The following is a 22,686-nucleotide window of genomic DNA, read 5'->3' as shown; positions in this document are numbered from 1 at the left end:
ACTTGATTATCTGATGCACCCTACTCTAGAAACCCAACTACAGACCCGAATTGAATGCAGGGTGCATCAGACCCTAGAATTAAAAATTCAACCATGAACTTGATTATCTGATGCACCCTACTCTAGAAACCCAACTACAGACCCGAATTGAATGCAGGGTGCATCAGACCCTAGAATTAAAAATTCAACCATGAACTTGATTATCTGATGCACCCTACTCTAGAAACCCAACTACAGACCCGAATTGAATGCAGGGTGCATCAGACCCTAGAATTAAAAATTCAACCATGAACTTGATTATCTGATGCACCCTACTCTAGAAACTAGAGGTTTGGAAGTTCAATCGCCAGGTGGCTCAAATCAACAAAGGTGTAACTCTGCGAATTCAAGCCGTAAATTCTTTTCGGCTTCGCTGGTCAAAGGATGATTGGCAAACGGTCGAAGATACGCCGTCTACCTCCACAGCTTTAAACATAGAGTATGTAGATATCTCTATTTCACAGGAGCAACAAACCCCAATTCAGTTCACCTTTTTCTGGACAACGAGTCAGAATTGGGAACAGCGCAATTATAAAGTTGCCGTTTCTTAAGCGAATCGGCTGTTTAGATCTTTGGCGATCGCGAGGAACTGTTGGTGAGAGTATGTTCGTTGCTAACTGAGAGGGTCGTTTGACGAAGGGTCGCGAGTTTACGCCGTCACTGCCAATTCATCGGCAGTGTACCGATGACACTCATCTCTGGGTTCTCAGGTTTTTCCGGCGGCGTAATATTAAATACTTAAATTGTTGCTACGAATGATGAGCGGAGGAGGCAGGGGAAGCGGGGGAAGCAGATAAAGTTTTCGACTTTCAATCCTTGGTAAATTATACTAAAACTTATAAGATTTTAAATCTTATAATTTTCAGTTTTAAGCTTAATTTACCTATGAGCGAACAATTTGGGTTTAATTTAATTCGGCTGGCGTTTCTCAGTCTTACCACGAGCTATCATCTCGGCAAGACTTGGCTTGAAAATCAACAAGCTCCACCGGGTCAACTCATTGACATTGATGGCTACAAAATACATCTATACACTCAAGGAACAGGTAGCCCTACTGTGATTTTAGATCATAGCTTAGGTGGGCTTGATGGCTATTTCTTAATTGATAAAATCGCTAAAATAACACGAGTTTGTATTTATGACAGACCCGGATATGGGTGGAGTGAACCGAGTTCTAAACCCCGTTGTACTGAATCGATTGTTAGAGAGTTAAATGAGTTGTTGGAAAGAGCCGAAATCGAGCCTCCTTATATTCTAGTTGGCAATTCATTCGGGAGCTATAACGTGCGGTTATACGCTCACTATTACCCGGAGAAAGTTATAGGTATGATTTTAACCGATGGTTTGTCCGAAACATTCATGTTAAAACTTCCTATGGCTTTAAAAGCAATTAAGTTATTTTTCTTGTCCGGATTTTTGATGTCGATTTTAGGTTCAATATTAGGATTGGTTAGATTATTAGGACATCTCAAAGTTTTTGAGTTCATAAAACCTGATTTGCGTCAATTTTCTCCGGAAGTTTTAGAGCGGGTTAAAAAGTCTTTTTATCGTCCAAAACATTGGCTGACCATGGCAAGAGAACTGTGGAATTTGGAAAAAAGTGCCAGTCAAGTTAAAGTAGCAAATTCTTTTCGAGAAATTCCCCTGATTAGTATCAAAGCAAAAACTTTTTTTAAACGTTCCCCTTGGAATTTTTATCTACCTCTCAATCAAGTCGAGGAATTTCGAGAAAAAATGCACACCGATTTACTAAGACTTTCTGAAGATGTAAGTCAGCTTCCCGCCTCTGGGAGTAGTCATTTTGTTTGGATAGATGAACCTCAAGTAATTCTTGCTGCTATTGAACAATTAATTAGTAATCTTAGTAAGCAGCAATCCGATAAAATTAGACAGAAAGAGTGAGTAACTATGATTAATAAATATTGGAGCCTTATCGATTAATTGACTGAGGTAAAATCCTCTATACTTATATCACTTGTTTATCAACCCATTATCTGAGCAGTTTTATGATATGATACACTTATAGCAGGTCGCGAGTCGTATGTTTACCAATCCCCGGAAATACAGAATTGTAAAAAGCCTTACTGGACTAGGCAAATTCCTCCCTTTTGCATGAGTGCCTTGCGCGAAGCGGTATAATTTTTTGCAACTAGATATTGAGGAAGCCTTTTTTCATCCTTGACAGTCTTGTTAACAATAGAGACCGTTTTTTTTCTATCTGATGCACCCCACTGTAGATTGGGTTGAGGGACAAAACCCAACGCCTAAAGAAGGGCGCAACGCTTGCGCCCCTACAAGGGATTTTATTAATAATAAGCGGCGTAATATTTGCGTTCTTGCTTGTCTCCGTTGGCGACCATTCCCAACACCGGAACCCCCGCCATTTGTAATTCTCGCAGCGCCAAATCAACCGCCGCCCGGTCCGTTTTACCGACGCCAACCACCATCATCAACCCGTTGGTATTTGGCGCCAACAAATTCGCATCCGCCAAGCCCAACAGCGGCGCCGTGTCGTAAATCACCAAATCAAACTTCTCCGCCAACTTACCCATAAACTCCTGCATTATCCGCGAAGATAACAACCGGGTGGGGTCCGCAATGGGTTGACCCGCAGTTAACACGAAGAAATTCTCATCGCTGAGGGTTTGTTGAACAACCTCCTCAACCTGCAAATTTTGAATCAACGCATCACTTAAACCCAAATCATTCGACAACTGCAACATCCGATGAACTTTCGGTTGTCGCAGGTCCGCATCCACCAACAACACCCGTTGTCCCATCGCCGCCGCCCCCATCGCCAGGTTCATCGCGACGGTAGACTTCCCATCTGCGGGGGTCGCGGAACTCACCACGCAGGAACGAACCGGACTTTCCGGGTCCAACAGGCGAAGATTGGCATTGAGAGACCGAAACGCCTCCTGAAACGGCGTACAACTGGGTTCGTAGGTTCGAGTCGTCGAAACCGCTATCCGGGGTGTCGTCGCCGAGGGCAGCATCAACGCCTCATCGCTGGCGGGAATCACACCCAACAGGGGAAGCGGTACCCGGTCGGTGACTTCGTTGGTGTTGTGGAAGACATTATCCAAACGTTCCACCAACTGGGCCGCAGCCACCCCCAAAACAATTCCCGCCAGTCCGCCGAGCGCCAAATTTAACGGTACAATCGGATAAATGCTAATCAGTTCGCCCTCTTGGTTGCGGGGAATAGAAGGTTCTGCAATTAATTCCCAAGTCGGAGGAGGCGGGGGAGTTACGACCAATTGCAGTTCTTGACGCCGCAGGGTCAAATCATTTAAACGGTTCGTCGCGACTTCTAATTCTTGTTCTAAATCGCTATAACGTCGCATGACCGAGGGAAAAGCCTGGGCGGATTGATTTAATTTTTGAGCGGCTTTATCCAAAACTTGGGTACGAATTTCCAACATTTCAATTTGGTTCGCCGATGTGACTAATTGTTGAATTAATCCCATGCGAATCGAGTCTTGAAAAGAGAGAATTTCCGGGTCAATATTGTTTAAATCCTGTCCGAGAACCCGTTCGGCTTCTTGACTCAATAGCGGTAAAATTTGTTCGCGTTGGTCGAGTAACGCTTGAATTTGGGGTGCTTTACTGGTAAACCGGGCCGATTCTATGGCAATATTGGTTTCGAGTTCCAACAGCTTTTGTAATAGGGCTTGATAGCGGGGAGATTGGGTTAAAGCCGAGGCTAACATCGCCTGTTCCGGTTGCAGTCCCAACTGTTCTTGCAACACTAAATAACCTGCTCTTTGCTGTTCGAGTTGGGCTTGGGTTTCTAGTTTTTCGGCTTCGAGTTGACTAATTTGTTCGGTGAGTTGTTTGGTTTTAATCTCGGGAGTAATAAAGGTATGTTGCTGCTGCAAATTCAACAGTTCTTTTTTAATTGTGTCTACCCGAGATTGTAACGGATTGAGTTGGGCTTCAATTAACTTCAGTTTCTCTTTGTTGGGGTCAAAACGTTCTTCTTGACGGCTAGAATCAATATAGCTTTTAGCAATATTTTCGAGAATAAACTGGATTTTTTGCGGTTCGGTATCCCGATAACTGACTTCTAAAATGCGGGTGTCGGGAAGGGGAGTAATGGTCAATTTATCGGGTTCAAAAGCGGTTTGACCTGTTTTTTGATTAAATAACGCACTGTAGTTCACTTCGGGATATCGGGTTTTAATTTGTTCTACAATTCCCGACATTAATTTCGGACTTTGTAGCAGTTTTACCTGAGACGCATAACTCAACTCCGGGGTCGAGTCTTCTAACTGACTTTCTCCCATTTCCGGGGTTGAATTCTCGGGAATAAACAGTTGAAACGAACCCCGATATTCTGGGGTTTGATGGTTCGTCCACAGGTAAGTTCCCGATGTGGTCGCCGCCGTAATTCCTAAGATTAAAATTGCCCGTCGCCAAACCCATTTCCAGAATTGATTATTACTCCGAGAAGGCGGTTGAGAAGAAAAATCGGGATTATAGACAAATGTACCCGGTTGTAAGGGATAAGTTTGTGCAGAATTACGAATGTTTTTCTGAGGATGAAAGACTGAGACTTGAATATTTTTCCCTGTGTTCATTGTAGTTTGAGCCGTTGTTGATTAAGTGTTTTGATCGAGGTTTATCCAAATGGACGACCAACAGAACTGAAACCGATAAAATAACAAATTCAACCCGATTCTTTGACTGTAAATAGGAGTGTTGTTCTCAATCATATCCTGATAATGACACCGATTCAAGTGTTCAGAATATTTTTTTTTGACTAGAACATTTTCCCAATTTTATCAAGATAAAACAGGCAAAAATTACCAGAATTTATCATTTTAAACTCTCCGTCCAGAATCGAGTCAAGTCCGCTCCTCACAACAATAAAATTAAACTTTCTAATCTAAAATTCCCACAAATCTCAGGATGCCAAAAACCCCATTAAACGGGCCTAACTTTCCTAAAACCCCGCCGACACCATCTTGAAAGGCGGCGCTTCCAGAACGTCCAATTACAACAACATCATTCGGACGCAAAATCGGGTTATTTTGATCATTCACCTCCTGAGAAAGATCAACCGTAATCGCCTGTCGATTCACCGTTCCATTGGAGTTAATCCGAATTAATTCTACCGTTTTTTTATTCGCTCTAGACTGATTAAATCCTCCCGCCGCCATAATCGCTTGATTGAGAGAAGTATTCGGCGCCACCTGAATTGGCCCCGGTCTCATCACCTCTCCAACTACACTGATTTTAATCGTATCGGGAGAAAAACTCGCCATCGCCACATCATCAGACTGATTAAAACTCGAAGCGGTCGCCGCCGGCACAACAATCGTATCCCCCGCTTGCAGTACAATATCCTGAGTTAAATCCCCCTCTTGCAGCAGCGACCACAAATCAACCGCAATCACCTGTTCGGTGCCGGTGCGACTCAGACGACGAACCTCTATACTGCGAATATCCGCCATTTCTGTAATTCCGCCTGCGGTTTTCAGCGCCCTCGTCACCGTAAACACTCCCATCCCTTCCATACTGACAGAAGCCATCGGTTGTTGGGGGTTTTCCGGGTCCGGTAACGGCATCATTTGAGAACCCGTTAACGTATGAGTTCCCGGGCGGTTCACTTCCCCCACAACCGCTACACTTATCGGTTGAGAGGTAGAACTGGCAAAATTCGCCGCCGCCATCTGACGGGCTTCGACGCGGTTCATATCGGTTACGGTGGGAATATAAACCGTATCCCCATCTCGCAGGGTAATATCCTGACGCAAATCTCCGCTTTGCAGCAATTCCCACAAATCGACACTAATAATCTGTTCTACCGGAGAATCGGGCTGTTTGCGGCGAATTTTCACCTGGCGAATATCCGCCAGCGGCGTCACCCCTCCCGCCATTTGCAATAATTGCGTCACCCGAGGCAGTTGCAAACCGCCAGAACTTGGTGCTAAACTACCCGGCATAGCGTTACCGCCTGCAACTCCCGAGAACGTATAAGCCCCCGGACTCTGTACTTCTCCGGCGATCGCAATTTGCATCGGACGCGCCGAAAGCAAGGTCAGGGAAATGATCGGCCGTTGCAAATAATCGGCATAGCGCTGTTTAATCGCTTCCGTCGCCTGTTCCGTTGTTAACCCCTGCACGGGAACACTTCCCACCAAAGGCAAATTCAACGAACCATCCACCGAAACTTGATGTTGACCGTTGGGGCCGCTATACTCAGGAACATTAAAAATATCAATCTGTACGCGATCGCCCACTCCCAGAATATACCCGTCAGAAATGGGTGTCGGTGCAGGATTTACCGTCGGAGTCGGAACCGGAACCGGAACGGGTTTGGGGGGAAGAAATTGAGCCTTGGCGTCCTGAACTCCCAAAACTCCCACCATCAGGGGAACAGACCATCCCAGAAGCACGACAGAACCCAGACTCGTTTTTCCAAACCGATGTTGATAATAGCTCAAGGTTTTCATCTCGATTAAATTTCGACTGCTCGCATCATTACGTTGCTACCCTGCGTTTCCTAATATAAGCTGCTCTCGAACCCATTGCCAAAAAGCCAGAATCGGCTAATAATGGTAAGCTAATTTGTTGTCGTAGCCCCTACCCCAAAAACAACCATGACCGACCGATTTTTTGCCGATGTTTTAGTCGTTGGTGGGGGAACAGGCGGTGTTGCTGCTGCGCTGCAAGCTGCCCGTCGAGGCGCCAATACTATTTTAATCAGTGAATTCACCTGGTTGGGGGGAATGCTCACCTCAGCGGGCGTATCCGCGCCGGATGGTAACGAATTAACCGCCTTTCAAACCGGGTTGTGGGGCGCCTTTTTACAAGAGTTAAAACGCCGACACCCGCAGGGATTGGATTGGGGTTGGGTGAGTTTTTTCACCTTTGATCCCCGGGTCGGGGCGAAAATCTTTGCAGACTGGGTATCGACTCAACCCAATTTACACTGGATTTCCGGCTACAAACCCCAAGAAGTCCTCAAACAAGACAACAAAGTTATCGGGGTGCGATTTTCCGAGTTTACTGTTTATGCTGAAATTACTGTAGATGCGACCGAACTCGGTGATTTGTTGGCGCTTGGGGAGGTTCCCTATCGTTGGGGTTGGGAGTTGCAAACCGAGTGGGAAGAACCCAGTGCGCCGATCATTGATAATTCTCTAACAAAATCTTCTCCGGTACAAGCCCCCACTTGGGTAGCAATTTTACGGGATTTTGGCGAAAATGCCGTTTCTCCTGAAATTCCCGCCCCTCCTATAGATAATCCCGACAAATTTGTGGGCGCTATCGATGGGTACGGCGCCGAACAATTTCTCAATTATGGTCGGCTTCCGGGCGGATTAATGATGATTAATTGGCCTTGTCGGGGGAATGATTACGGAGTCCGATTAAATCGTTTAATTCAATCTCCGACTCAACAGCAAGAGTTTTTTCAAGAAAGCCGATGGCATACTCAAAGTTTTGTCCGGTTTATTCAAATGGAATTCGGGCGCCGCTATGGTTTGGCATCGGGAACTTTTCCGCCTCAAAAACCGACTAATAAGATTAATTCGCTTAATCCTCTCGATACATCTTTCGCCCTGCATTTGTATTATCGGGAAAGCCGACGGTTGCAGGGGTTAACCACCATTCGGGAACAGGATATTTTGCCGATGCCGGGTGGGAAAGTTGCTCCTCTACCTCTTAATGATACAACAGGCGAATGTGATGCGATCGCGATCGGCAATTATCCTAACGATCATCATTATACTGAAGGGATTTTTCCGGTTAAACTCAAGTATTTGCGATGGGGAGGGCGTTGGACGGGTACGCCGTTTACCATTCCCTATCGGGCGTTAATTCCAGTCGAAACTGAGGGGTTATTGGTGGCTGAGAAAAATATCTCGGTGTCTCATATTGCTAACGGGGCGACTCGTTTGCAACCTGTTGTTTTAGGTATCGGACAAGCGGCTGGAATGGCTGCGGCTTTGTGTGTAGAATCTAAATGTCAACCCCGAAGTTTATCGGTTCGTCGGCTACAACAGGAATTATTACACGATCCGGTTGCACCTGCTGCTGTGATTCCATTTTTTAATTTATCTCCAAATTGTCCGGATTGGGTCGAGAAACAGTGTTATTATCTGCAACATCCACAAGCTTATCCGAGTCAGGGTTATTGGGATTTAGAGCAATCATTCAAACCGATTTTTTCTAACTTGTCTTTTCCGACTTTTCAGGAGAAACGCTCAAATCCAGTTCTTGTTAATTCTATCGTTTCTGCGCCGTTATCAACTGCTAAAGTAGAAGAAGATAGCAGTTATTTTCAGGGAATTTTTCATCGCCGCCAAGAACAAGATTATACCATAACTCTCTTTTTTTCGCCACAAAAACCCGATGAAACGTGGACGCTCGTTACCCTCGATTCGGAAGTTGATCGAAAGTTACAGCAGTATGCAAATAATTCTCAAATTTCGGTCAAAGGACGAATCAATCCGGCGGGTCATTGGTTGATTGTTGAGGCGATTGACCCGAATTAATTTTCCCACCCCACAGCCCATGAACTCAATTGAGAATTGATCGTTTATCCTCGATCATTCTGTTGAATCAGGGGCGAGAATTGAAGGATAAATACCGTTCCCAATTCTAACATACTCCAATCGGTCAACGCCAGTGACCCGGAGTGTGACAGATCCCAATCTGACCGAGAGTTGATTGTCATCATAAATTTTTGGAAATTCTGGACTTGAGTCTGTACAAAATCGCGAAAACTTCCTGACGCTTATAGAAAGCAACGGTAAAAACACTGAAAGATTGCTAAAGAGAGTAACACCCCGTGAATTTCATTGGAAAAATTTTGGAATTTTTCCTGATCTACTCCCGTTTGGTTCGGATTAGGAAATAGACAGGTTAATTCCGGACGCTTCCCATGAAATACACAACATTTTTTGCCCTCACTAGCCTTCTTTTACTTGGGATTGCCGATCAAGTTCAAGCTGCAAATCACCAATTAACAGCCTCATTAGAAGTAGCAAACCAAAAATATATGATGTCAGCACAATTAATGAATAATAAAAGTTCAGACCCCAATAGAGGAAAAGGACGTCGGTTTGTAGAGAACCATAACACCAACTCTGAAGGTAACGCCATTGATTTCCGTCGGGGTAGCGGTCGTAAAGAGCAACGATAGGCGGGTTTTAGACTCAGAGTCCAAACATCATCCGATGTGATCTTGAGCAACCCTAAAGTGATTTTAATCGATTAGACTGCTAATATCCAAACCCAAAACGGCTTGGATGTTAGCAGTCTTGCATTTTGGCCGATTTTGTCTATATTATGGAACTTATGGAAACCAATAACCTAAAATCATTCAATATCGAGGGTATAATGTACCCAAAGCGGTCCTAATTGACTGACAATAGAGGGTGCTATGGTACGTGATTCGGATGAAACTTCACGATCGCACCCAAGCCTCATCTACATCAGGGGGCAGGGACTGGTATGGGCGATGTGATTAGGTGACTTGCCTGATAGTTAAGATTGAGCAAGTTCAAACCTAAGCAACCGTTAACGGAGGATGATACCATGCCTCCAAATTAGGCTATTTCTAAGGACAATCATGAGAAAAGATACCGATCTGATCAAATCTCTTGGCCCAAGCTCGATGGATCAGATCATGCTATATTTGGCTTTTAGTGCCATGCGGACGAGCGGGCATCGACATGGGGCTTTTTTAGATGCGGCGGCTACGGCAGCCAAATGTGCAATTTATATGACCTATATGGAACAGGATCAAAACCTGCGGATGACAGGACACCTGCACCATATTGAACCCAAGCGCGTTAAGGTGATTGTCGAGGAAGTGCGACAAGCTGTAACCGAAGGAAAACTGTTGAAAATGTTGGGGTCTCAAGAACCTCGCTACCTAATCCAGTTTCCCTATGTTTGGTTAGAACAATACCCCTGGCAACCGGGAAAACCCCGAATTCCCGGAAATAATCTCACCCCGGAAGAAAAGCGGGTGATCGAAAGCAAACTTCCCAAATTATTACCGGATGCTCAACTGATTAACTCTTTTCAATTTATGGAGTTAATCGAGTTTCTTCACAGACGTTCTCAAGAAGATTTAGATCCGAGTCGGCGAATGGCTTTAAGTGAAGCCTTAGCCGAACATATCAAGCGCCGTTTAATTTATTCGGGTACGGTCACTAAAGTTGATTCTCCTTGGGGAATGCCTTTTTACGCGCTGACTCGCGCATCTTATTCCCCAGAAGATCAAGAAGAACGCACCTATATCATGGTCGAAGATACCGCCCGATATTTCCGGTTAATGAGAGATTGGGCCGAACGTCAACCGAAAGTGATGCGAGCCTTAGAGGAACTCGATATTCCTCCCGATCGCATTGATCGCGCTTTAGAGGAGTTAGATGAAATCCTCAGACAGTGGGCAGATCGTTATCATCAAGCCGGTGGAGAAACCATGATTTTACAATTAGTCTTCGGTCCGAAAGAAGACGAGGAATAAAATATTAGTTTCTTGCTAATCGCTAATCGCTAATTTACCTTTAAAAGTTAGCAATTAGCAATTAGCATTTACCTCTATTTCTAATCAGTAATTTGCATTTTCACGGTCAGACTTTTCAGCTTCTCATTAATCCAACGTTCAAACAACTCATTTTGCAATCTTTGCTTCAACTTCGGATCGTCAAAAGAAACCTCTATAATCTGTTCAACCCGAAATATACACCAACGTCCTTCAATCTCTAAAGGACCAACAATCTGACCCGGCGCCGCTCCCGTCATAATCGGCTTGAGAGTATCCGGTAAAGACCCCAAACTGACCGCTCCCATCATCCCGTTAACATTCCGTTCGGGAGTGAGAGAATGTTCCCGTGCGAGTTGCTCAAAACGGGCTTCTTCTTCTTGAAGGCGACGGTGCAAAGTTTCGACGAGTTCGTAATCAGCAACCACAATCCGAGAGAGAATAATCGAATCTAAAAAAGGCTTACGTTCTTGAAAATAAGCTTCGAGTTGCGGTTGAACAATAGACAGTTTTAAACTCTCTCGTTTAAATCCCGTTTCCACTTGTTGATGAAAAGAATCATAACTCATTTGATTGCTTTCCAGCCATTGCTGAAACGCTTGCGGGTCAGTCAGATTGCGTTCGAGTCGAAAATTAATCACCGCTTGTTCAACAGCAGAAGAATTAATATTCAAATTTTCTCTTGATGTTAACTCTTTATCAACAATGTACTGACGCAGCATTTCTCCGAGAAAAGATTGCAACTTTCCCGAAGATTGCAAATACCTTAAAGACTGTCCCAAAGTAATGGGTTCATCATTGACCGTTAAAAAAGGTTGAGCCATACCGAGTCACTTCCTCAACAGAAAAACAACTACACAAAAGAAACCAGCTAGTCTATCCTAGCCCGAATAATTCTATCTCAACAACAAAGCTTCAGTCATTAACAGCGTTTGACTCGAATTCCAGGCTAAAGCCAGTCCCATCGCCACAAATGCACCGATAAATGTATTAATAAAATTCACCACCTCGTTGGTTAACCAGGAAACCTCCGCCTGTAAAGTCGCCCCAATCACGCTTTCGAGATTGGTCGCGATAAAAGCCGCCAACACGCACCAAACAAGACCCGCAGCGCCAATTAAACCCGCTCCCCAACCCACCAAAGCAATTAAAATCGAAGCAACAACTCCGGCAACTGTCCCCTCTAAACTGACCGCTCCTTCTGTTCCTCTGGCGACCGGCTGTAACGTGGTAATCAAAAAGGTATGTTTACCGTAGGCTTTCCCCACTTCGCTGGCGCAGGTATCCGATAGCTTGGTGCTAAAACTCGCCACATAACCCAACAGCAGTAACGGGATAATTTCCCCCGCTGTCGCCGTTTCAGCAAATAGCCCCCGCACCAGCAAAATTCCCAACGCGCACAGCGCAGCAGTTAACGCCGAACCCCAAACATTTTCCGGCCCCCGGGCGCCACTGCGTTTTTCGGCAATGCCGGCGGCCTCTTTTTCGGCCATACCAATTCGAGTTACCCCAGAACCGACTATAAAATAAAACGCGACCACTAAATAGCCTTGCCAACCCAAACTTCCCCAAATTAATACCCCCAATATCCAAGCGTGAATAATTCCGGCAGTGGTGAGTAATTTTTTTGGGGCGATCGCCACGATTGCGAGTAAAATAGTATTCAAAGCGATCGCCACGATCCAAGGATTCAATCCCAACAACAAATCATTCCAATTCAGGTTAAAATTTGACATTTTCAATAGGCAGTTAAACTTTAATGAGTCACCACGTTTTACAGTTAACCGTTTTTTGTTTATCCTCCCTACTCCCGATTTTCCACACTCCTGAAGTCCTTAACTCCTGAAGTCGCGAACTTCTAAATATTGATTATTGTTCGGCTTGGATGTTTTCACGGGAGCGGATAAAGCTTCGGCGACTCGGCTCAAACAGCGATAATCTTTTACCATCCAAGCGTGAAGCAACACATTGAGTATAACCTCTTGACCGACCGGAAGCTGAGAACTACTCGCCGGGACAATCATCCCATCCAAAGGAGTCCAGATGGAGGTAAAGTTAATCTGATTGAGTTGGGCGACATCTCGGTTTAAATCTTCTAGAAATTTTGACTTGGGGCGCATTTGTAGGGTACCGGGTGTAACATAAAAATATGCGGTCCAAGTGCCGTTGTGGGGAGAGGAAATGGTAATTAGACGTTGTACCCGTTTAATTCCGCCCAAGCGTTGGACGTAGTAGCGACTGACCAAACCTCCCATACTAAAACCGACTAAATCTATTGGTTGTTCTGGGGGAAAGGTACGGTTGATATAGTCGGTAATTTGTTCGGCGAGTCGGTCCAGTCCTAAAAATCCATAATTGGGGATGAGGTCAAAGCTGTGAACCTCCCATCCCCGTTGGCTTAGATAAGCCGACAGGGTTCGGAAAATCGCCGTCGTATCAAATATACCGTGAATCAGGACAACGGGATTACGGTTGCTGCTATTCATCGCAAAGGCAATCAATGAATTGATGTTACCAGTAAACTAACATTTGTTTGCGGTGTAAGCAGTTGTAGTACAGTTTGTCAAGTGACCGACTGGCAATTCTGAGAGTTACATCAAGAATTGCAACAATTTACTCAGTATTTTTACTCAGTCCATTGATTATTGTATATTATATAACCGTTAATTGTAAATTATTGTAAATAAATATAGACAAATCTTTCAGATTCCCTCTAATCTAGCATCTAAGAATATTTCTTTAAAAAAATAGAGGGAAAACAATGATAGGTAAAATTTTTGGTTTTAATAAAAAGTCTGATTATTTTTTAGAGTTGGACGATGCTAAAGCAACCGACTCAACTCAAAACCAAACCGCTCCTGAAAAATCTCAACCCGCTCCTGTAGAACCCAAAGCCAAGCAAGAGCAACCCAAACCCGCAGCAAAAACCAGCAAAAAGACCACAACTAAAGCCAAAGCCAAAGCCGCACCGACCGAAGCTAAACAGGAAGCTAAAGAGCAGGCGAAGACGACGGTTGAGGCTATCTCTATGCCCGTTCAGCCGAAAGAACCCCCTTCATTCAACAACGGTCTGGAGTCTACTCCGGCGGGGATGACTTTCTCGACGGACTACTTGATGAAGCAACCCTCCTCCGGCCGTCGTCGTCCGGGTCCGAGCCTGAATATGTTCAAAGATATGGCGCGTCAAGTCGGACGTCGTTAAGCTGAGTTTGGCTTTCTGCAATTTTAGCCGAATTGACATTTTCCCTCGCTAAATCGGAGATTATAGCGAGGGATTCCTAAACTTCACAATTTAGGCTTACTGCTTTTACGGCACTTATCTGTTCTCGCGATACCCGACAGTACGCCTAGACAGTCAATTTCTTGAACCACGATCTGCCCGACCGCAGTAATACCCCGTTGACAAATCACTTTTGCTGCTGCAATATCACGATTAATTTCATAATGGCATTCGGAGCATTTATGGGTGCGTTCAGACAGGTTTTTCTTTCCTGTATGCGCCCCACAACTTGGGCAAATTTGACTGGTAAATCTGTAGTCAACCTTGCCAAAATATACCCCTCGTTGACCACACACCCAAGCCAATATATTGAAGAACTGACCAAACCCTGCGTCTAAGGTATGTTTTCCTAACATTCCTTTCGCCCAGGTTCTAAAGTCTAAATCTTCAACAAATATCATTCCGGCTTGGTCGCATAAATGATGAGCCAGCTTCAAGTGAAAATCTTTTCGGGTATCTGATATTTTTTGATGGAGTCTTGCAATTTTCTGATTGAGCTTATGTCGATTCGATGAACCCTTTGTTTTTAATTTAAGTCTACGTTGTAGCAATTTCAGCTTACTATGTAGTCGGGTTAAAAACTTTGGACGTTCAATCAACTCGCCATCAGAAGTTGCTAAAAACTTATCGAGTCCAATGTCAATCCCTAGCGGATGTCCAGATGGTGGAATATCCGGAACATTAACGGGGCTTTGCAACGATAACATCGCAAAATACCCACTCGCCCGTCTAACCACCCGCACCTGGCGCGAGTTTAAATCCCTCTGGGATTGGACGGGATAATTTCATCCGAACAAACCCAATTTGAGGAAGTCTAATCCAATCGTTAGAGATTGGATTGTTTTTAAACTGAGGAAACACAAATGACCGCATTCTGTACTTATTCTTAAAGCGAGGAAAACCATAACCCTGCTCTTTCATGTTGTTAAATGCTCTTTCTAGATTCTTCAGGACTTGCTGTAAGACTTGAGCATTTACTGATTTGAGTTCTGAGTTGTTTTTCTTCGATGAACGTTAAATTTGCGGCTTGTACGTTGTAGTTGGGGTACGGTGTATCCGCAGGGATTACATATTCTTGCTGCAAAGAACAACAATTAATCGCACATTTCCTACTGCTTATCCAGTCTTTTCGCTCTCTCAAGGCATAGTTCCATACATTTCTACAGACCGCCAACATTTCTTCAATGACGACAATCTGTTTTGACGAGAGGATTAACTTGAACTCGTAGGTTAGTGTTAGCATACGGGCATAATAACACAATTCTATCGAGTTAGGTTGCCCCGTTAGAATTTGACGAAGAAAAGCTTGAGGCGGGTTTCCCAGGGTTGACCGCTTAGGAGTGGTTTTTTTGTTAATCGCAATTCCCGCGTGCGACCAAATCTTTGATTATGGTCGCAGTTCTCTTGCTCCATCTCGATAGCGAATTGAGCGATCGCAGTATTGTCCGCTATTTCTGTTGAACTTTGAGAAAGACTAACCCGCTGTAAAGATGAAATGCGGGGTCCCAAGGGGTTTCGGACTTGCGATCAATATCAAGATGAGAGTTTAAACGGCTCAAAAGTTGAGTGTAGTCGATCGCCGTTTCCGCAAACGGGGTAAAATCGGACCAGAGTGGAATATTAGCTAAACTGTGGTTAAATCGCTCTAGCAGACGGTTCCAATTGAGGCGAGTGGTATTTTCAGCCGGATAAGCACCCTTTGCTGAGGGGTTGGATGTCGTGGGATTAAAAGAAATCCCCTGCTGAAAGTCGTAAGTTTGGTCACAAAAGCGCAGAATAGACTGGCGATCGCCCAGATGTAGATCATACACCTGAGCGTAGTCTTGAGTCATCTCTTTGTGGCGAAATCGGTCCGTGCGGCGTCGTCGGGGGTCATAGTCCATCGCTTCCATAAACAAAGGAAGTAAACCTTCGACCCGTTGGGTGACTTCTGACCAGTCAAAAGAAAGGGAACCCAACTGATTATTTTGATTTTGACAAACGACCACCGGTTGAGGTGAAATCGACTGAAAATAGAGAACTCGAAACACATGAATTCTCTCAATATCCGATAGACTCACCCAAAAGACGGGAATTCCTGCATTTTGCATTTCTTGACCATAAACTTGTAATTCCGCCATTTCACCGGTGCGATACAGGCGCCAACCCCGACTTTGTAACTGCATTCTGGCGGTGTAGGGATCGGTATTTAGGAGTTTGGCTAAATGTTGGGCTGCGGTTTGTTTGTGTTCGGGGAGAATCGGTTCAAGAATTAGGACTCCGGTTTCGCTATTGCGGGGGTCAGTTTTGGCTTGATTAATAGCGGCTTGTCGTCGGTTTTGTTCGAGGGTTTCGAGGCGTTGTAAGCCTTTTCGAGCCAGATCGATTACTTTAGGATTTGTGGCGTTGCGAAGCAATTTTCGATAGATTTTTTCGGCGGATTGAAGTTTATCCGTTCCTTCGTACCAACGGCCAATATAGAACAGTACCCAAGGATTTTCGGGGGATTGTTTTTGGAGTTGTTTTAGAAGTTTGGCAGCGGTTTTATAGTCTTGATTTTCTAAAGCTGCGGCGACTTGTTCGATCTCTTTCATTGGGGAAAATCCGATTCATTTTCAATAGAAGAAAGGCTATCACTGGCGAAAGGTTCCGAGTCGAGTTCAAAATCTGTAAAAGCTTCGCTGGAAGTTTCGGTAAAGGATTTTTCTGGGGTGCCGTGCCATTGATCTAAGATATCTTTCATTATGGCTTCTTCGATCCAAATTTTAGAAACAACCGCCAAAGGAAGGGCTAAGACTAATCCTAAAAAACCGAAAAAACTGGCAAAGAAAATTTGAGCGGTTAAGGTTGCAGCCGGAAGCAGAGAAACCTGTTTCTGCATGATCATCGGGCTAAACCAGTAGCTTTCTAAATTTTGAATGACAATATAGAGAATAATCACGGTTAAAGCTTTCCAGGGTGCGTCTAAAAGGGCGACAGACACCGGAAAAATTACACTGGCAGCGGGGCCTAGATTGGGAATTAAGTTAAAAACTCCGGCTAACAACGCATGGGCAAAAACGAAGGGAATCCCCAGAATAAATAAACCGACCGCACTTAAACTGGCAATAAAAATAGAGTTAATTACAATTCCGCCCATCCAGAGTAATAAAGCGGTTTCGCATCCCGAGAGAATGTGATCGGCTCGCCGTCTGTAAAAGGAGGGAAATAAACGCACAAAAAGTTGCCGATAGGCGAGGGGATTGGCGAGAAACATTAGGGTTAATACAATCACCAATAAGACTTGGAGTAAAGTGGTGACGGAGTTGGAAAAGAAGGCAAAAAAGTTCCCCAAAACGTTTTGAGCAAGGGGGCCGATTTGTTGGGCAATTTCGGGAATGGTGGGAATCTGAAATTCGTATTGATATTGTTCCGGCAACCAGAGGGGAGGATTTTCTAAGAGGTTATCAACCCAACGGATAAATTGATTGAATCCTCGGGGCGCTAACTCAATAAGTTGCTGAAATTGAGTTAGAAAAGGGGGCATAACCAGGCTGAAAAATAGAGTCCCAAAGAATACAACTAAACTGAGGGCGACGATTACTGCAATACTGCGTTTGAGGCGAAAGCGTTGCAACCATCGGACTAAACTGTTGAGGGCGATCGCCAAAATGACTGCGGTAAAAATCAGCAGGACAATCTGCCGAAATTGCCACAAAATCAGCAGTGCCAGAATCAGACAAAGTAAACCAATCCAATCGGCAAGTTTCACTGGGGGATGTCTCCTGTTAGCCGGATAGACGGGATGAATAGTCTATTGTTCAGATTTTCCTCATTATCGCAAGAGTTGGGGAGTTGTGGAAGATGGGGTTAACCGGTGAGTTTGATGGCATCGATGCAAATCGAAAACTATTCTTATCAAACCGAACTGCCCCGGAATTTCGCGCTATCTTCAAGTTGAGTTTATGATACAGTTACCGCGTCTAAAGTCCATGAAATATTTTTTTTTGACAGATGGATGGACTGTGGGTCGTGTTTGGGGTGTAGGGGGTTTGTGGGATGAAACAGCCCGCCGTCGGCCACCGGAAATCCAGAGACTGAATCTGTGTTTGTGTGACAAGAATGAGAAAATGTGGCTGCATCGGGTAGAAGATGCGGTTTTGATGCTGGAAGTTAAGCCCATCGATCAAGGCGGCGATCGCAATCACTCGGCTCGTAGCATTGGTCAAGTGATTTTGACTCGCCTAATTACGGCTGACCAAGTGCTGGATCGTTTGTGTACCGCTTCGGCTCAATGTCAAAGGATAGAGACGGCCTTAATCTCTTCAGAGGGTGAACTTTGAACCGATTGTCCGGGTATTAACACTCAATTGGCCCCTGCAATTTGCTGCCGGACCCGGTGGCAAAATTTGGCTTGGGTATTGGGTGAGTTTTGTCAACATACTTGCAATTGGTTCTAACTATCGATACACTTCTTTAAATATGTTTCATGTATGCAGATCGCCCGTAAACTTGTCTGAGCTTAAAGAAATCTTGACAAATTGTCAACTTTAGGGTAGGCAAACGGGTATTCACAGCAAAGTTTAACAAGTATACCTTAGGAATCGAGGAGGAGAGTAGTCAATGGGACTACCCTGGTACCGTGTACATACAGTAGTTCTCAACGATCCGGGACGACTGATTTCTGTACATTTAATGCACACTGCTCTTGTAGCAGGTTGGGCGGGTTCAATGGCCCTCTACGAACTCGCAATTTTTGATCCGTCTGACCCCGTTTTAAATCCGATGTGGCGTCAGGGGATGTTTGTGATGCCGTTTATGGCTCGTTTGGGAGTCACCCAATCTTGGGCCGGTTGGAGCATCACAGGCGAAACCGCAACCAACCCCGGAGTTTGGTCTTTTGAAGGTGTGGCTGCCGCTCACATCATTCTGTCCGGCTTGCTGTTCTTGGCGGCCGTTTGGCACTGGGTTTATTGGGATCTCGAACTGTTTACCGATCCCCGCACCGGCGAACCGGCTTTAGATTTACCCAAAATGTTTGGGATTCACCTGTTCTTGTCCGGTCTTCTCTGCTTTGGCTTCGGAGCGTTTCACTTAACCGGACTGTTTGGCCCGGGAATGTGGGTTTCCGATCCCTACGGCCTGACCGGAAGTATTCAACCCGTCGCGCCGTCGTGGGGGCCGGAAGGCTTCAACCCGTTTAATGCGGGGGGTATTGTGGCTCACCACATTGCGGCGGGAGTTGTGGGCATTATTGCCGGTCTATTCCACCTGTCCGTGCGGCCGCCCCAACGCCTGTACAAAGCCCTGCGGATGGGGAACATCGAAACGGTACTGTCCAGCAGTATTGCGGCGGTGTTTTTCGCGGCCTTTGTGGTTGCCGGAACCATGTGGTACGGTTCGGCGGCAACTCCCATCGAATTGTTCGGTCCGACCCGTTATCAGTGGGATCAGGGCTACTTCCAGCAAGAAATTGAGCGGCGAGTTCAGGCCAGTGTCGCCTCCGGTGATAGCTTATTGCAAGCTTGGTCTGAGATCCCTGAAAAACTGGCATTTTATGATTATGTCGGTAACAGTCCGGCTAAAGGCGGTTTATTCCGTGTAGGCCCGATGAATGACGGTGATGGTATCGCCCAAGGTTGGTTGGGTCATCCCGTATTCAAAGATAGTGAAGGTCGCGAATTGTCGGTACGTCGCCTTCCCAACTTCTTTGAAACCTTCCCCGTTGTCTTACAGGATTCTGATGGCGTCATCCGGGCCGATATTCCTTTCCGTCGCGCCGAATCTCGTTACAGCTTTGAGCAAGCTGGAGTTACGGTTTCTTTCTACGGCGGTCAGTTGAACGGTCAGACTTTTAGCGATGCGCCCACCGTTAAGAAATATGCTCGTTTGGCTCAACAGGGTCAGCCCTTTGAGTTTGACCGCGAAACCCTGGGTTCTGACGGGGTATTCCGCACCAGTACCCGAGGCTGGTTCACTTTTGCTCACGCTTGCTTCGCTCTGCTGTTCTTCTTTGGACATATTTGGCACGGTTCTCGTACGATCTTCCGGGATGTATTTGCCGGAGTCGAAGCCGACATGGAAGAACAAGTGGAATGGGGATTATTCCAGAAAGTGGGTGATAAGACCACCCGTGCTAAAAAGGCGGTTTAAACTCCTTTTTGGGTCGAGAAATTGGATTCACCTCAGATTGGGGTGAGTATTAGGGTCTGAGAGTTAAGCTAGAAGATTGAATTGATCCTCTAGTCTTAGCTCTCATCTTGTATTGATTCAGTTGACAACGGATTTTTTCGACAGTTTTGATCGGTAAACTGGTAAACTGGTAGTCAATAGAAATATAAGGAAACGTTGATCACATGGAAAGCGTTGCATATATCTTAGTCTTGGCTTTGGGCGTTGGAGTGCTATTTTTTGCGATCGCCTTCCGGGAACCGCCTCGGATTGGAAAATAGATCAGAAAGCTTTTTGGCTTTTGAGTCATAAAAATATCGAAAATATAGCACCGATCAAATCAAATATAAACAGACTTCATGGGGTAGGGGAGAATTCCTTGACCTCCTGAAGTCTCTAATCCGGTTTTTGTAAAAAAAATGATGTTCTCTTGATTCAAATGAAAGGGACTGACCCTCGGAGGAAATCCCCACTTTGAAGAGCTATAGTTATGCAGTGTCCTGTTTGCCAACATACCAGTAGTCGGGTTTTAGAGTCTCGTTCGGCGGAGTCCGGTAAGAGTATTCGGCGGCGGCGAGAATGTTTGAATTGTCAGCATCGCTTCACGACTTACGAACGAATTGAATACGTTCCGATTACCGTGATTAAGCGAGATGGGAAGAGGGAGTCGTTTGATCGTTCTAAATTGTTGCGAGGTTTAATTCGGGCTTGTGAAAAGACGGGCATTGAAAGATCGGCTTTAGAGATAGTTATTGATGAAATCGAAGCCGAATTACAACAGCGGGCTGTCCGGGAGGTTTCAAGTCAGGAAATTGGGGAATTAGTTCTAGAACAGCTACAATCGGTTAGTGAAGTGGCTTATGTCCGTTTTGCTTCGGTTTATCGCAAGTTTCAAGGGATTCGAGATTTTGTGGAGGCGTTAGATCACCTCAAAAGCTACCAGAAAAAGACGGCCGTTTCTCAAGGGGAAGCATCGGTTTCTGATTGGTCATCCCAGGAGGAGGAAGCCTCGGTGTCTGAGTTGAGTTCGTTAAAAAGTTCATCCCCATCAGACGGGGAAGTTGATGAAAATCAAGCCAGACACCAAGAAGTGATTTTTCCTTGAATTTCTTCGCTCCCAAGAATCAGTTGAAACCTCATCTCAACAGGTTTTAAATATTTCTATCCCGTTGGCACCAAACGGCGATCGCTGTGGCATAATGGTAATGCTATGACCGAAATTCAAGAACTAATCCGGAATTTCCCTTCCTTCCGTTTGCTGTCGGCCTGCCAGTGGACCTCTAATTTAGAGAGTTCCTGACTCGTCGAGAGTAGCGGCGCGGGAGGTTTCTTGGAAGTTGAGTCTAGTTAAACGGGAATACGCAACAATCTCAGGCGATACCGTTGGCGTAGCCTATGGGCGCGCACAGTTTAGCTCTGAGAATGTCAAAATGGATCTAAGCTTAGTTAGACCCAACTTGTTTTCCTGCCCTCAGTTAAAAAGAGGCGCAGGTCAAAGCTATTAGAGTGAGGTTGAAACCTCAAAACTTGGGATCTTCCCATCGCCATCCGATCGTAAGGAAAGCAAGAGGAAGAGAGGCTCTAAGTTGTGTCAAAAACTACTAAGGAGAGAAAATCTAGGAAACAACTCGCATGATCAATCAGAAAACCAATCAGAGAGATGTGGGTTTTACCCACGAAGATTTTGCCGCCCTACTCGATCAGTATGACTATCATTTTAGTCCGGGAGATGTGGTTGCCGGAACGGTGTTTAGTTTAGAACCTAGAGGCGCTCTGATTGATATTGGTGCTAAAACCGCAGCTTACATACCCCTCCAGGAAATGTCAATTAACCGGGTGGAGAGTCCGGACGAAGTATTACAGTCCAATGAAACCCGCGAATTTTTTATTCTGACCGATGAAAATGAAGATGGGCAGCTTACCCTATCGATTCGTCGGATTGAGTATATGCGAGCCTGGGAACGAGTTCGTCAACTGCAAGCAGAAGATGCAACGGTAAGATCCCAAGTGTTTGCCACCAACCGGGGTGGTGCTTTGGTCAGAATTGAAGGATTACGGGGTTTTATTCCTGGCTCCCATATTAGTACCCGCAAGCCCAAAGAGGAATTGGTTTCAGAAGAACTGCCTCTAAAATTCCTAGAAGTAGACGAAGATCGAAATCGACTGGTCTTAAGTCATCGTCGTGCTTTGGTTGAGCGGAAGATGAACCGACTCGAAGTCGGAGAAGTGGTAATTGGAACAGTACGCGGTATTAAGCCCTACGGAGCCTTTATTGATATTGGAGGCGTGAGCGGCTTGCTGCACATCTCCGAGATCTCCCACGATCACATTGATACACCTCACAGTGTTTTCAATGTCAATGATGAGGTGAAAGTGATGATCATCGATCTAGATGCGGATCGGGGTCGAATTTCACTTTCAACCAAGCAGCTTGAACCCGAACCGGGAGCAATGGTGAAAAATCCTGAGCTAGTCTATGAAAAAGCTGAGGAAATGGCTGCTAAATTCCGGGAGAAAATGCTAGCCGAACAGCAAGGAACCGAAGTTCCGAGCGGTGAAGCCGAACTGAGTGAAGCAGATATTCCGTCAGCAACCGAGGATGAGGAAGTTCCAGAAGAAGTCGCCGAAACTGAAGTTGCTGAAACCGCAGCGGAGGTCGAAGAAGCCGAACCTGAAACTGAAGAACAAGAAGAAGAAGAAGAAGCCTCGGCTGTTGCTGAATCTTAAA

Annotated in this window: 20 protein-coding genes; 11 read left to right on the top strand and 9 right to left on the bottom strand. The window is 45.3% G+C overall.

The features are described from left to right. Window positions 1-350: 350 nt before the first annotated feature. Both ACL6C3_RS09455 and ACL6C3_RS09450 read left to right on the top strand, forming a co-directional pair. On the top strand, window positions 351-590 hold the full coding sequence (locus ACL6C3_RS09455) for a hypothetical protein (protein ID WP_413166915.1): 240 nt from the start codon (window positions 351-353) through the stop codon (window positions 588-590). A gap of 334 nt (window positions 591-924) precedes the next feature. Continuing rightward, window positions 925-1,941, top strand: a complete 1,017-nt coding sequence (locus ACL6C3_RS09450) for an alpha/beta fold hydrolase (RefSeq protein ID WP_413166914.1) — start codon at window positions 925-927, stop codon at window positions 1,939-1,941. A 404-nt stretch (window positions 1,942-2,345) separates the two neighbouring features. Here ACL6C3_RS09450 and ACL6C3_RS09445 read toward each other — a convergent pair whose 3' ends face one another. Both ACL6C3_RS09445 and ACL6C3_RS09440 read right to left on the bottom strand, forming a co-directional pair. Then, window positions 2,346-4,622: a GumC family protein gene (locus ACL6C3_RS09445; protein ID WP_413166913.1), complete on the bottom strand. Its 2,277-nt coding sequence runs from the start codon at window positions 4,620-4,622 to the stop codon at window positions 2,346-2,348. Between the two features lie 303 nt (window positions 4,623-4,925). After that, window positions 4,926-6,500 carry an SLBB domain-containing protein gene (locus tag ACL6C3_RS09440; protein WP_413166912.1) on the bottom strand — a complete coding sequence of 525 codons (1,575 nt, stop codon included), beginning with the start codon at window positions 6,498-6,500 and terminating at the stop codon, window positions 4,926-4,928. Between the two features lie 147 nt (window positions 6,501-6,647). On the opposite strand from ACL6C3_RS09440, the gene ACL6C3_RS09435 reads away from it, so the two are divergent. The 3 genes from ACL6C3_RS09435 to hetR all read left to right on the top strand — a co-directional run bounded on the left by ACL6C3_RS09435 (window position 6,648) and on the right by hetR (window position 10,531). After that, window positions 6,648-8,546, top strand: a complete 1,899-nt coding sequence (locus tag ACL6C3_RS09435) for an FAD-dependent oxidoreductase (protein WP_413166911.1) — start codon at window positions 6,648-6,650, stop codon at window positions 8,544-8,546. A 389-nt stretch (window positions 8,547-8,935) separates the two neighbouring features. After that, window positions 8,936-9,196, top strand: coding sequence for a hypothetical protein (locus ACL6C3_RS09430; RefSeq protein ID WP_413166910.1), 261 nt, complete (start codon window positions 8,936-8,938; stop codon window positions 9,194-9,196). Between the two features lie 429 nt (window positions 9,197-9,625). Further along, a complete protein-coding gene (hetR, locus tag ACL6C3_RS09425) occupies window positions 9,626-10,531 on the top strand; it encodes a heterocyst differentiation master regulator HetR (RefSeq protein ID WP_413166909.1) in 906 nt (301 codons plus the stop codon). 80 nt (window positions 10,532-10,611) lie between these two features. On the opposite strand, the gene ACL6C3_RS09420 is transcribed toward hetR, so the two are convergent. From ACL6C3_RS09420 to ACL6C3_RS09410, 3 genes are all read right to left on the bottom strand, one after another. After that, window positions 10,612-11,373, bottom strand: a complete 762-nt coding sequence (locus ACL6C3_RS09420; protein ID WP_413166908.1) for a peptidylprolyl isomerase — start codon at window positions 11,371-11,373, stop codon at window positions 10,612-10,614. Window positions 11,374-11,445: 72 nt separating this feature from the next. Then, on the bottom strand, window positions 11,446-12,285 hold the full coding sequence (locus ACL6C3_RS09415) for a TIGR00297 family protein (protein WP_413166907.1): 840 nt from the start codon (window positions 12,283-12,285) through the stop codon (window positions 11,446-11,448). A gap of 99 nt (window positions 12,286-12,384) precedes the next feature. After that, window positions 12,385-13,035, bottom strand: coding sequence for an esterase/lipase family protein (locus ACL6C3_RS09410; protein ID WP_413166906.1), 651 nt, complete (start codon window positions 13,033-13,035; stop codon window positions 12,385-12,387). A gap of 275 nt (window positions 13,036-13,310) precedes the next feature. On the opposite strand from ACL6C3_RS09410, the gene ACL6C3_RS09405 reads away from it, so the two are divergent. Next, a complete protein-coding gene (locus tag ACL6C3_RS09405; RefSeq protein WP_413166905.1) occupies window positions 13,311-13,751 on the top strand; it encodes a hypothetical protein in 441 nt (146 codons plus the stop codon). Window positions 13,752-13,834: 83 nt separating this feature from the next. On the opposite strand, the gene ACL6C3_RS09400 is transcribed toward ACL6C3_RS09405, so the two are convergent. The 4 genes from ACL6C3_RS09400 to ACL6C3_RS09385 all read right to left on the bottom strand — a co-directional run bounded on the left by ACL6C3_RS09400 (window position 13,835) and on the right by ACL6C3_RS09385 (window position 17,559). Further along, the gene (locus ACL6C3_RS09400) at window positions 13,835-14,536 is read right to left on the bottom strand and encodes an RNA-guided endonuclease InsQ/TnpB family protein (RefSeq protein ID WP_413166904.1); all 702 of its coding nucleotides are present in this window, start codon (window positions 14,534-14,536) and stop codon (window positions 13,835-13,837) included. A 218-nt stretch (window positions 14,537-14,754) separates the two neighbouring features. Further along, the gene (locus tag ACL6C3_RS09395) at window positions 14,755-15,072 is read right to left on the bottom strand and encodes a helix-turn-helix domain-containing protein (RefSeq protein WP_413166903.1); all 318 of its coding nucleotides are present in this window, start codon (window positions 15,070-15,072) and stop codon (window positions 14,755-14,757) included. A 205-nt stretch (window positions 15,073-15,277) separates the two neighbouring features. Next, window positions 15,278-16,402: a tetratricopeptide repeat protein gene (locus tag ACL6C3_RS09390; RefSeq protein ID WP_413166902.1), complete on the bottom strand. Its 1,125-nt coding sequence runs from the start codon at window positions 16,400-16,402 to the stop codon at window positions 15,278-15,280. Beyond that, window positions 16,399-17,559, bottom strand: coding sequence for an AI-2E family transporter (locus ACL6C3_RS09385; protein ID WP_413166901.1), 1,161 nt, complete (start codon window positions 17,557-17,559; stop codon window positions 16,399-16,401). Before ACL6C3_RS09385 ends, ACL6C3_RS09390 begins: the two co-directional genes overlap by 4 nt. 220 nt (window positions 17,560-17,779) lie before the next feature. Here ACL6C3_RS09385 and ACL6C3_RS09380 point away from each other — a divergent pair, with 220 nt between their 5' ends. The 5 genes from ACL6C3_RS09380 to ACL6C3_RS09360 all read left to right on the top strand — a co-directional run bounded on the left by ACL6C3_RS09380 (window position 17,780) and on the right by ACL6C3_RS09360 (window position 22,685). Next, the gene (locus ACL6C3_RS09380) at window positions 17,780-18,130 is read left to right on the top strand and encodes a hypothetical protein (protein WP_413166900.1); all 351 of its coding nucleotides are present in this window, start codon (window positions 17,780-17,782) and stop codon (window positions 18,128-18,130) included. 280 nt (window positions 18,131-18,410) lie between these two features. Next, complete coding sequence (gene psbB / locus ACL6C3_RS09375) at window positions 18,411-19,940, top strand: photosystem II chlorophyll-binding protein CP47 (protein WP_413166899.1); 1,530 nt, start codon at window positions 18,411-18,413, stop codon at window positions 19,938-19,940. Between the two features lie 203 nt (window positions 19,941-20,143). Next, window positions 20,144-20,239 (top strand): photosystem II reaction center protein T, encoded by a 96-nt coding sequence (locus ACL6C3_RS09370; RefSeq protein ID WP_413166898.1) that lies wholly within the window; start codon window positions 20,144-20,146, stop codon window positions 20,237-20,239. Between the two features lie 209 nt (window positions 20,240-20,448). Continuing rightward, a complete protein-coding gene (nrdR, locus tag ACL6C3_RS09365) occupies window positions 20,449-21,063 on the top strand; it encodes a transcriptional regulator NrdR (protein ID WP_413166897.1) in 615 nt (204 codons plus the stop codon). 527 nt (window positions 21,064-21,590) lie between these two features. After that, complete coding sequence (locus tag ACL6C3_RS09360; RefSeq protein ID WP_413166896.1) at window positions 21,591-22,685, top strand: 30S ribosomal protein S1; 1,095 nt, start codon at window positions 21,591-21,593, stop codon at window positions 22,683-22,685. Window position 22,686: the final 1 nt, after the last annotated feature.

Origin of the sequence: Capilliphycus salinus ALCB114379 (assembly GCF_047276495.1) — a bacterium.
Taxonomy (GTDB): Bacteria; Cyanobacteriota; Cyanobacteriia; order Cyanobacteriales; family Microcoleaceae; genus Capilliphycus; species Capilliphycus salinus.
Note: the sequence above shows the minus strand (reverse complement) of the source record. Positions and strands in the feature narration are given on the sequence as shown.

Excerpts from the sequence above, each read along its gene's own strand:
- ACL6C3_RS09450 (WP_413166914.1), top strand. The coding sequence starts at position 925 with ATGAGCGAACAATTTGGGTTTAATTTAATTCGGCTGGCGTTTCTCAGT.
- ACL6C3_RS09445 (WP_413166913.1), bottom strand. The coding sequence starts at position 4,622 with ATGAACACAGGGAAAAATATTCAAGTCTCAGTCTTTCATCCTCAGAAA.
- ACL6C3_RS09440 (WP_413166912.1), bottom strand. The coding sequence starts at position 6,500 with ATGAAAACCTTGAGCTATTATCAACATCGGTTTGGAAAAACGAGTCTG.
- ACL6C3_RS09435 (WP_413166911.1), top strand. The coding sequence starts at position 6,648 with ATGACCGACCGATTTTTTGCCGATGTTTTAGTCGTTGGTGGGGGAACA.
- ACL6C3_RS09430 (WP_413166910.1), top strand. The coding sequence starts at position 8,936 with ATGAAATACACAACATTTTTTGCCCTCACTAGCCTTCTTTTACTTGGG.
- hetR (WP_413166909.1), top strand. The coding sequence starts at position 9,626 with ATGAGAAAAGATACCGATCTGATCAAATCTCTTGGCCCAAGCTCGATG.
- ACL6C3_RS09420 (WP_413166908.1), bottom strand. The coding sequence starts at position 11,373 with ATGGCTCAACCTTTTTTAACGGTCAATGATGAACCCATTACTTTGGGA.
- ACL6C3_RS09415 (WP_413166907.1), bottom strand. The coding sequence starts at position 12,285 with ATGTCAAATTTTAACCTGAATTGGAATGATTTGTTGTTGGGATTGAAT.
- ACL6C3_RS09410 (WP_413166906.1), bottom strand. The coding sequence starts at position 13,035 with ATGAATAGCAGCAACCGTAATCCCGTTGTCCTGATTCACGGTATATTT.
- ACL6C3_RS09405 (WP_413166905.1), top strand. The coding sequence starts at position 13,311 with ATGATAGGTAAAATTTTTGGTTTTAATAAAAAGTCTGATTATTTTTTA.
- ACL6C3_RS09400 (WP_413166904.1), bottom strand. The coding sequence starts at position 14,536 with ATGTTATCGTTGCAAAGCCCCGTTAATGTTCCGGATATTCCACCATCT.
- ACL6C3_RS09395 (WP_413166903.1), bottom strand. The coding sequence starts at position 15,072 with ATGCTAACACTAACCTACGAGTTCAAGTTAATCCTCTCGTCAAAACAG.
- ACL6C3_RS09390 (WP_413166902.1), bottom strand. The coding sequence starts at position 16,402 with ATGAAAGAGATCGAACAAGTCGCCGCAGCTTTAGAAAATCAAGACTAT.
- ACL6C3_RS09380 (WP_413166900.1), top strand. The coding sequence starts at position 17,780 with ATGAAATATTTTTTTTTGACAGATGGATGGACTGTGGGTCGTGTTTGG.
- psbB (WP_413166899.1), top strand. The coding sequence starts at position 18,411 with ATGGGACTACCCTGGTACCGTGTACATACAGTAGTTCTCAACGATCCG.
- ACL6C3_RS09370 (WP_413166898.1), top strand. The coding sequence starts at position 20,144 with ATGGAAAGCGTTGCATATATCTTAGTCTTGGCTTTGGGCGTTGGAGTG.
- nrdR (WP_413166897.1), top strand. The coding sequence starts at position 20,449 with ATGCAGTGTCCTGTTTGCCAACATACCAGTAGTCGGGTTTTAGAGTCT.
- ACL6C3_RS09360 (WP_413166896.1), top strand. The coding sequence starts at position 21,591 with ATGATCAATCAGAAAACCAATCAGAGAGATGTGGGTTTTACCCACGAA.